8 protein-coding genes are annotated in these 7,666 nt (G+C 76.8%); 4 read left to right on the top strand and 4 right to left on the bottom strand.

The genetic code is table 11. The features are described 5' to 3' along the window. Positions 1-100: 100 nt before the first annotated feature. The 4 genes from ABZ948_RS37050 to ABZ948_RS37035 all read right to left on the bottom strand — a co-directional run bounded on the left by ABZ948_RS37050 (position 101) and on the right by ABZ948_RS37035 (position 5,358). Positions 101-1,354, bottom strand: coding sequence for a vWA domain-containing protein (locus tag ABZ948_RS37050; RefSeq protein ID WP_359767228.1), 1,254 nt, complete (start codon positions 1,352-1,354; stop codon positions 101-103). Next, positions 1,351-2,571, bottom strand: a complete 1,221-nt coding sequence (locus tag ABZ948_RS37045) for an AAA family ATPase (protein ID WP_435857767.1) — start codon at positions 2,569-2,571, stop codon at positions 1,351-1,353. The genes ABZ948_RS37050 and ABZ948_RS37045 overlap by 4 nt, the downstream gene beginning before the upstream one ends. A 124-nt stretch (positions 2,572-2,695) precedes the next feature. Further along, positions 2,696-4,060, bottom strand: a complete 1,365-nt coding sequence (locus ABZ948_RS37040; protein ID WP_359767224.1) for a hypothetical protein — start codon at positions 4,058-4,060, stop codon at positions 2,696-2,698. A gap of 110 nt (positions 4,061-4,170) precedes the next feature. Next, positions 4,171-5,358, bottom strand: coding sequence for an NAD(P)/FAD-dependent oxidoreductase (locus ABZ948_RS37035; RefSeq protein ID WP_359767222.1), 1,188 nt, complete (start codon positions 5,356-5,358; stop codon positions 4,171-4,173). A gap of 179 nt (positions 5,359-5,537) precedes the next feature. On the opposite strand from ABZ948_RS37035, the gene ABZ948_RS37030 reads away from it, so the two are divergent. The 4 genes from ABZ948_RS37030 to ABZ948_RS37015 are packed head-to-tail and all read left to right on the top strand — an operon-like array spanning position 5,538 to position 7,654. Then, positions 5,538-5,972 (top strand): sortase-dependent protein, encoded by a 435-nt coding sequence (locus ABZ948_RS37030; RefSeq protein WP_359767220.1) that lies wholly within the window; start codon positions 5,538-5,540, stop codon positions 5,970-5,972. After that, positions 5,969-6,631: a class F sortase gene (locus tag ABZ948_RS37025; protein WP_359767218.1), complete on the top strand. Its 663-nt coding sequence runs from the start codon at positions 5,969-5,971 to the stop codon at positions 6,629-6,631. The genes ABZ948_RS37030 and ABZ948_RS37025 overlap by 4 nt, the downstream gene beginning before the upstream one ends. Continuing rightward, positions 6,628-7,119, top strand: coding sequence for an RNA polymerase sigma factor (locus tag ABZ948_RS37020; protein WP_359767216.1), 492 nt, complete (start codon positions 6,628-6,630; stop codon positions 7,117-7,119). The genes ABZ948_RS37025 and ABZ948_RS37020 overlap by 4 nt, the downstream gene beginning before the upstream one ends. Then, entirely contained in the window at positions 7,103-7,654 is a 552-nt protein-coding gene (locus tag ABZ948_RS37015; protein ID WP_359767215.1) for a hypothetical protein, read from the top strand. The genes ABZ948_RS37020 and ABZ948_RS37015 overlap by 17 nt, the downstream gene beginning before the upstream one ends. Positions 7,655-7,666 lie beyond the last annotated feature (12 nt).

Raw genomic sequence — 7,666 nt, 5'->3', positions numbered from 1 at the left:
CCCGCGTACTGGTTGTACTCGGGTGTTCGCCCGGTGCGGCGAGAGTGCGTGCCGGGCGTCGCGGGGCAGGCGGGACTTTGCGGACACCCCCTAGGAGTGGTCACGAGCCGATGTCCACCACACGGGCCCACGGTGGTGGGGAGTCGGGCACGTACTCGGGGTCGGTCTCGTCGTGGGATTGGGTGTCGTGGCGGCGGGGGAACAGACCCACCACCGTGCGGCACGGCGGGCGGGTGGGCGGCCAGGGGGTCTGGCCGTCGGTGAGGGCCACGATGACGTCGGGGGCCGGGCGGGAGCGCAGCGCGCGGGTGAAGCCGGCGCGCAGGTCCGTGCCGCCGCCGCCCGTCAGCGGGATGCCCTCGGCGCGGCACAGGCGACGCGCGAAACCCGCCGAGGCGTCGCAGGGCACCACCGTGACCAGGTCGCGGCGGCCGCCCACGGCCCGTGCGATGGCGGCGACTTCCAGGAGCGCGCTGCCCAGTTCGGCGTCGCTGACCGAGCCGGAGGTGTCGATGATGACGGCCACGCGGGGCGGGCGGCGGCGCAGGCTGGGGAGGACCGTGCCGGGCAGCGCGGTCGAGCGGCGGGCCGGGCGGCCGTAGGTGTAGTCCTCGCCCGCGCCGGGGCCGGACGCCGCCGAGCGGACGGCCGCGCCCAGCAGTTCCCGCCACGGCTGCGGCGGGTGGAAGGCCTCCTCGGCCCAGCGCCGCCAGCCCTGCGGGGCGCTGCCGGGGCGGCCCGTGATGCCCTGCGCCACCCGGAAGCGGACTGCGTCCCGCTCCTGCTCGCTCAGGCCGTGCGCGCCGTCCGGGTCCAGCTCCCACTCCCGGTCCAGGCCGTCGGCGCCGCTGCCGCAGTCCAGCCAGGCCAGGTCCTCCATGCGCGGGCCGACGCTGAACTGCCGGAGGTAGTCCTCCATCAACTCGCCCTCGGACAGGCCCAGCAGGCCCGGCTCGACGGCTCCCTCGGGGCGGGCGAGCCCGTCGCCGTACACGTCGTCGTTGATCTCGAAGTCGGCGGCGATGTTCATCCGCAGCCGCTCCCCCGGGCCGTGCAGCTCGCGCTCCCGCGCGACGCGGTCGCTGCGCCCGTGGTGGTCGCGCAGGAGGTGGGAGACCTCGTGCACCCACACGCCGGCCAGCTCCTCGACGGGCGTGCGGTCGACGAACACCGGTGAGACGTAGCAGCGCCAGTGGCGGTCGACGCCCATCGTGGGCACCCGCCGCGACTCGACGACGTGCAGGGCGAACAGGGCCGTCGCCAGGTAGGGGCGGGCCCGGGCGGCGTGCAGGCGGGCGGCGAAGAGCTTGCCGCGGTCGAGCGTTCCGGGCATCGCGGGGGCGTCCGTCGTCATCGGCCCGCCTTCGCCGTGCTGCGGGCCCGGGCGTGGTCCGCCCGCCGGGACAGGGACACCACCCCGGCCAGCCGCTCGATGGACGCCGGTACGTCCCAGTCCTCGCGGCGCAGTGCGGCGAGCGTGGTCGCGGGGACGACGACCACGTCCGGGGGCCCGGTCTCCACCGCCTTGACCAGGAGCGCCCATGCCGCGTCCCAGCGGGACCGCTCCGGGCGGGCACGGACCGCGGCCACGACGGCGTCCAGCGCGGCCTGGCGCAGATCGCCCCGCTGGGGCAGCTCCGCGCCGGCCGGGTCGGCCAGCAGCGTCTCGGGGTCGGGGAGGTCCATCCGGTCCAGGCTCGCCAGCAGTTCCAGGCCGGGCCCGTCGCCGACGGTGCCCCGGACCAGCAGGGAGAGCACGTCCCGCGACGAACCGGCCGCCGTCGCGAAGGCGATCAGGTGCAGCGTCATCTCCCAACTGCGCGGGGACGGCCAGGGACCGCCCCGGCGGGCCTCCCCGGAGGGCAGCCGGTGCACCAGCCCGGGGCGCGCGGCGAGCAGCCCGCACACGGCCCGGCGGGCGAAGTCCACGGCCTCCGGGAGCTTCCCCGGATCGAGCAGCGGCAGGGTCGCCGTCGGCCAGACCCCGCCGAGGCCGCGTACGACGACGTCCGTGTCGTGGGTCCACTGCAGGTGGACGAAGCGGTTGGCGAGCGGCGGGCTCAGTTCCCAGCCGTCGGCGGCCGAGGAGCGCGGGTTGGCGGCGGCCACGATCCGCACGCCGGGCGGCAGCCGCAGCGCCCCGATCCGCCGCTCCAGCACCAGCCGCAGCAGGGCCGCCTGGACGGCCGGCGGCGCGGTGGACAGTTCGTCGAGGAACAGCAGCCCCCGCCCGGCCCGCACCAGCCGTACGGCCCAGTCCGGCGGGGCCATGGGGACGCCCTGCTCGGCGGGGTCGTCGCCGACGATCGGCAGGCCGGAGAAGTCGGACGGCTCGTGCACGCTCGCGATCACCGTGGTCAGCGGCAGGTCCAGGGCGGTCGCGAGCTGGGTCAGGGCCGCGGTCTTGCCGATGCCCGGCTCGCCCCACAGCAGCACGGGCAGATCGGCGGCCACGGCGAGGGTCAGGGCCTCCAGCTGGGTGTCGGGGCGGGGTTCGGTGGTGGTGTCCCGCAGCAGGGCCGACAGGTCACCGGCGACGTCGAGTCGGGACAGGGGAGTGCTCATGGGCATGTGTGATCACCTGGGGTGTAGGAGGTCTGAGGCGCAGGAAGTCTGTGGGTGCAGGACGTCCGAGGCGCAGGACGTCTGTGGGTGCAGGACGTCTGTGGGTGCAGAAGGCAGGGGCGGGCCCGGGTCACATGTGGCGCGGGTGCGGGCCGTCGTCGCGGGAGCGGCGGCGGTCCCAGGGGCGCAGGCTGCCGGGTGAGGGCCCGTCCAGGCCCGCCCGGAACAGTCCGTAGGCGATCCGCCGCCGCGCCGCCGTCTCCAGCGCGTCCCGCAGCGGGCCCCCGCGCAGCACCGCGTCGGGGCCCAGCAGGCTCTCCACGGCCGCGAGCGCGCCGGCGACATCGCCGTGCCGGAGGCGTTCGCGGACACCGGTGAGGCAGTCGGGGCGGCGGTGCGCCCGGTCGATGGCCTGGAGGCAGGGCAGGGGAGTGCCGCCCAGGGCGGTCAGCAGCTCCTCCCGCCGGATCTCGTCCGGGGCGTGGTCCAGCGCGGCCAGGACGCCGTCGACCAGGCCGATGCGGTGCCGGGCGCCCCGGCACTCCACCAGCCGCGGATCGCCCGCCCGTTCGGCGGCCCGGGGCGAGCCGGCCGGTGGCCGCCGCGCCCCGAGCGCCGAGGCGACCAGCGGGTGCAGCCGTTCGGCGTCGACCGCCCCGGCCCGGAGCAGCAGCAGGTCGGGCAGCACCCAGGTGGCGGCGTCGGGGAGGACGGGCAGGGCGGGGCCCGCGGTGTGCCCGCAGGGGACGGCCGTCCCGTCGGACACGTCCAGGACCAGCCGGTTGCGGGCGCCGAGCCGCACCGCGACCCGGCCGCCGCTCGACCGCCCCTCGGCACGCAGCAGGATCTCCGCCTCGGCCGCCCACCGGTCTACGGCACAGGGGTGCCCGCGCGGCAGCAGCCCGGCCAGCTCCCCGCCCCGGTCCGTACGGCCGTCGCCGCACCGCTCGCGCAGTTCACCGGCCCGGCGCGCGTCCCACAGGTGGCGGTGCAGGTCGAGACGGAACCGCCGGCTGGGGCGGGGGTGCGGGTGGCGGCGGTCGGCCAGCTCCCGGTGGGACGCGTCCCACAGCGCGAGGCTGATCCGCTGACCGGCGTCGGCCCAGGCCGGCGGGGTCCGCACCACGAGGTGCAGTTCGCCCGCGCCGGCCGTGTCGTAGCGGGCCAGGGTGAGGGTCAGTCCCGGCCGCAGCAGCCCGTCGGGGGCGATCCTCGGCAGGTGCCAGCGCAGCAGGTCGGGAGCCAGGTGGCGGAGGTCGGCGCGGAGCAGGGCGGCGGTCTCCGTGCCGTGCCGCCGTGCCACGGCACGCGGCTGGAGGTCGACGTCCACGTTGGCGGCGGCGCACGCGCCCGCCCAGTCCCCGGTACGGCGCCGGGCGGTCGCGGCCTCGATCATGGCGGGCGGCACGGCGAACTCGCGCACGCGCGGCCAGAAGGAGAGGGAAGGCGGCGGGGTGTACGGCGGGGTGTACCCGTTCGCGGTCTCGGTGGGCATCAGCACTCACCTTGCGCGGACGGGACCCCCATTCTGTTCACAGAGTGAGTCGTCATCGCGACGGATGCTAGCGACCCCGGCCGCCCGGCGCAGCCGAATATCCGGCGGCCTCACACCACGTGCGACTCGGGCCGGACCCCGGCACCCGAGCGAAAGCGGTCCGCGGCGAGCGGGCCGACGTCGACGCGGGGGGTGCGCTCCAGGCAGAGGTCGCGGACGATCTCGCCCACCGCCGGGGCCTGGAGGAAGCCGTGGCCCGAGAAGCCGGTGGCGTAGAGGAAGTTGACGACGTCGGACGAGCGGCCGATGAGCGCGTTGTGGTCGGGGGTGACCTCGTAGAGCCCGGCCCAGCCGCCGTTCGTCTCCAGGCCGGCGAGGGCGGGGGCGCGGTGGCGTGCGACCTCGCGGAACAGCTCCAGCCAATCCGGGGTCCAGGTGGTGTCGAAGCCGTCGGGCTCGCGGGGGTCGGCCAGGCCGAACAGCAGGCCGTCGTCGCTGTTGTGGAAGTAGGCCGAGGACGTGAAGTCGATGGTGAAGGGGATGCGCGGGGCGGGTGGCGTGAGCGGGACGGTGAAGGCCAGTTGGCGGCGCACCGGCCGCACGGGCAGGGGCACGCCGGCCATCTCGCCGATCCGGGCCGACCAGGCGCCGGCGGCGCACACGACCGTTTCGCAGTCGATCCGCCCGCGGTCGGTGTGGACGGCCGTGACCCTCTCGCCCGCGGTGTCGAGGCCGGTGACGGTGGTGTGCGTGGCGAGGACGACCCCGGCCCGGGCCGCCGCCCGCGCGTAGCCCCGGACGACGAGACCGGGCCGGGCGTGGCCGTCGGCGGGCGAGTGGGCGGCGGCCACCAGCCCGTCGGTGCTGACGTAGGGGCACAGGCGGCGGGCCTCTTCGGGGCCGGTCATGCGGCTGGGGACGCCGAGGGAGTTCTGGAGCCGGACGCCGGCCTCGAAGTCGGCGGCCTGCCGCTCGGTGGTGAGCAGGAAGAGGTAGCCGACGGTGTCGAGCCGGATGTCGGCGCCGGGGCGCTGCGGGAAGTCCCGGAAGGCGCGCAGACTCCTGCTGCCCAGTTCGATGTTGAGCGGGTCGGAGAAGTGCGCCCGTACGCCGCCGATGGGTTTGCCCGAGCTGCCGTGGCCCAGTTCGCCGCGCTCGACGACGACGATGTTCCGCACGCCGGCCTCGGCCAGGTGGAAGGCGATGCTCGTGCCCATCACACCGCCGCCGATGATGACGACGTCGGCGCTGCGGGGGACGGTGGGGAAGACGGGTGAGGAGCTCGACGGGCCGGTCAACGGGCCCTCCCTTCCGGGGTCCTGCGCGTCGGGAGGCCATCGTGCGCCGGACCGGCCCCCGGCGTCGACAGGGCGTTACCCGGCCACCCCCCGGGCGACTTTGCCATCTCTTTACAACCCGCCCGGTTCCCGCCTCGTCTCTCCGCACGACCTGTCACCCGAACCGGGAGTGCGACTCCATGCGCCGAACCGTCCTCAGCGTCCTGGCCCTCACGGGCACCGCCGTCCTGATGGGCACGGGGCCCGCCTTCGCGAGCGGTACCACGGCCCCGAGCCCGGTCCCGGCGTCCGCGGCGCCCACCGCCCGCCCTGCGGAGAGCGCCGTACCCGCGCCCAGTGCCGAACCGGCCCGACCGGCCCAGAGCGCCACCCCGACGCCCAGCGCCGAACCGACCCGGGCGCCGGCACCGGCGCAGAGTGCCGAACCGACCCGGGCACCGGCCGAGGACCAGGTCTCCGTCCGGCCGAGCGGCGCGCCCGACACCGGCGTGGCGGCGGCGTCCCGGGGCTCCGGGAGCGACGGCACGGCGATCGGCGCGGGCGCCGCCGCGGTGCTCGCCCTCGGCGGCGGCACGGTCTTCGTCGTACGCCGCCGCCGGGCGACCGGGGCATGACCACGTCCTCCAGGCGCGCGTTCACCGGCCGGGCCTTCTCCAGCCGGGCCTTCTCCCGGCGCGCGTTCACGGCCGGGGCCCTGGCGTCCCTGGTGACGGCCTGCGGCGGCGGTCCCACGACCGATGAGGGCGCCTCCCGGACGGCGCCCCCGCCGGTCACGGCCGGACGCCGGCGCTCCACGGCCCGGCCGGTCCCGGTCCGGCTGCTGATCCCGGCGATCGGCGTCGACACCCCGGTCATCCGGCTGGGGCTGGCCGGGGACGGCACCGTGGAGGTGCCGCCGGTCACGGCCGACGACCGGGCGGGCTGGTACCGGCACTCGCCGCCGCCCGGCCGGACCGGCCCGTCGGTGATCCTCGGCCACGTCACGGTCGGCCGGTACGGCGACGGCGTCTTCCGCCACCTGGCCCGGCTGCGCCGCGGCGAGCGGATCGTGGCGCGCCTGGAGGACGGCACGGCGGCGGAGTTCGCCGTCACGTCCGTACGCACGGTCCCGAAGAACGACTTCCCGGCGGACGACGTCTACGGGAACGTGAACCGCCCGGAGCTGCGGCTGATCACGTGCGGCGGAGCGCGGACCGGCGACGGATACCCGGACAACGTGATCGTGTTCGCGGCGCTGCGCGGCGCCGGGTCCCCCACCCCTGGAGAGCGTTGAAACGGTCCCGCGAGAAGGCCGCGTCCGAGCTGTTCGCCGCCCTCTACCCGCGCCTCGCCGGCTGGTGCCGCCGGCTCGTCGACGACGACGAGACGGCGCACGAGGTCGCCTCGGAGGCGTTCACCCGGCTCTGGGCCCGCTGGACGAAGGTGGAGGAGCCCCGCGGCTTCCTCTACGTCACCGCGGCCAACCTGGTCCGGGACCACTGGCGCAAACTGGAGCGCGAGCGCCGGGCCCTGCACCGCGTCACCTCGGAGGCCGCCGTACGCCCCCACCCCGAGCAGGCCGACCCGTCGGTGCGGCTGCTCGTGCAGTCGCTCCCGGAGCGACTGCGCGTTCCGATCCTCCTCCACTACTACGCTGACATGCCGATCCGGGAGGTGGCCGTGCTGACCGGGCGCAAGGAAGGGACCGTCAAGGCCGACCTGCACGCGGCCCGGGAACTGCTCCGCGTCCACCTGAGGAGAAGCCTTGACCACACGCCTTGACGACGACCCGGGCGACGCGGGCTCCGGCCCCGAGGACCCGCTCGCCGTGATCCTGCGCCCCTCCTCCCCCGACTACCTGGGCGCGCCGCCCGGCCAGTTCGAGACGGTCCGCCGCCGGGCCTCCCGGCGTCGCCTGCTGCGCGCCGCGGCCGGAGCCGGCCTGTGCTGTGCCGCGGCCGCCCTCATCGCCCTCCCGCTGCGCCACACGGCACCGGAGCGTCCCACGACCCCGACGATCCCGATGGCCCCGCCCGCGAGCACGGCACCGCCGACCCCCTCGGCGTCCCCCACCGCGGAGCCGCGCCCGTCCGAGTCCCGCGCACCGGCCGCGGACTCTCCGCGCCCCGGCACCGGGAGCCCCCACCCCGGCAGCGGGAGTCCCCGCACGGCCGACCCCGCCACCCGGGGCCCCGGCGAGCCGACCGGCCCGACGGCCGTGTCCCGCGCCCCCTCGGCCGTCCCGACCCCGGTGCAGTCCGTCCCGACGGCGGCCCGTCCCGCCACGGACCAGCGGTCGGCGGCCGACAGAGGCTGAGCCGGCCCGCCG

The sequence above is a fragment of the Streptomyces olindensis genome (assembly GCF_040645895.1).
Taxonomy (GTDB): Bacteria; Actinomycetota; Actinomycetes; order Streptomycetales; family Streptomycetaceae; genus Streptomyces; species Streptomyces olindensis.
The sequence above is the reverse complement of the archived record's forward strand: the minus strand, read 5'-3'. Positions and strand labels throughout refer to the sequence as shown.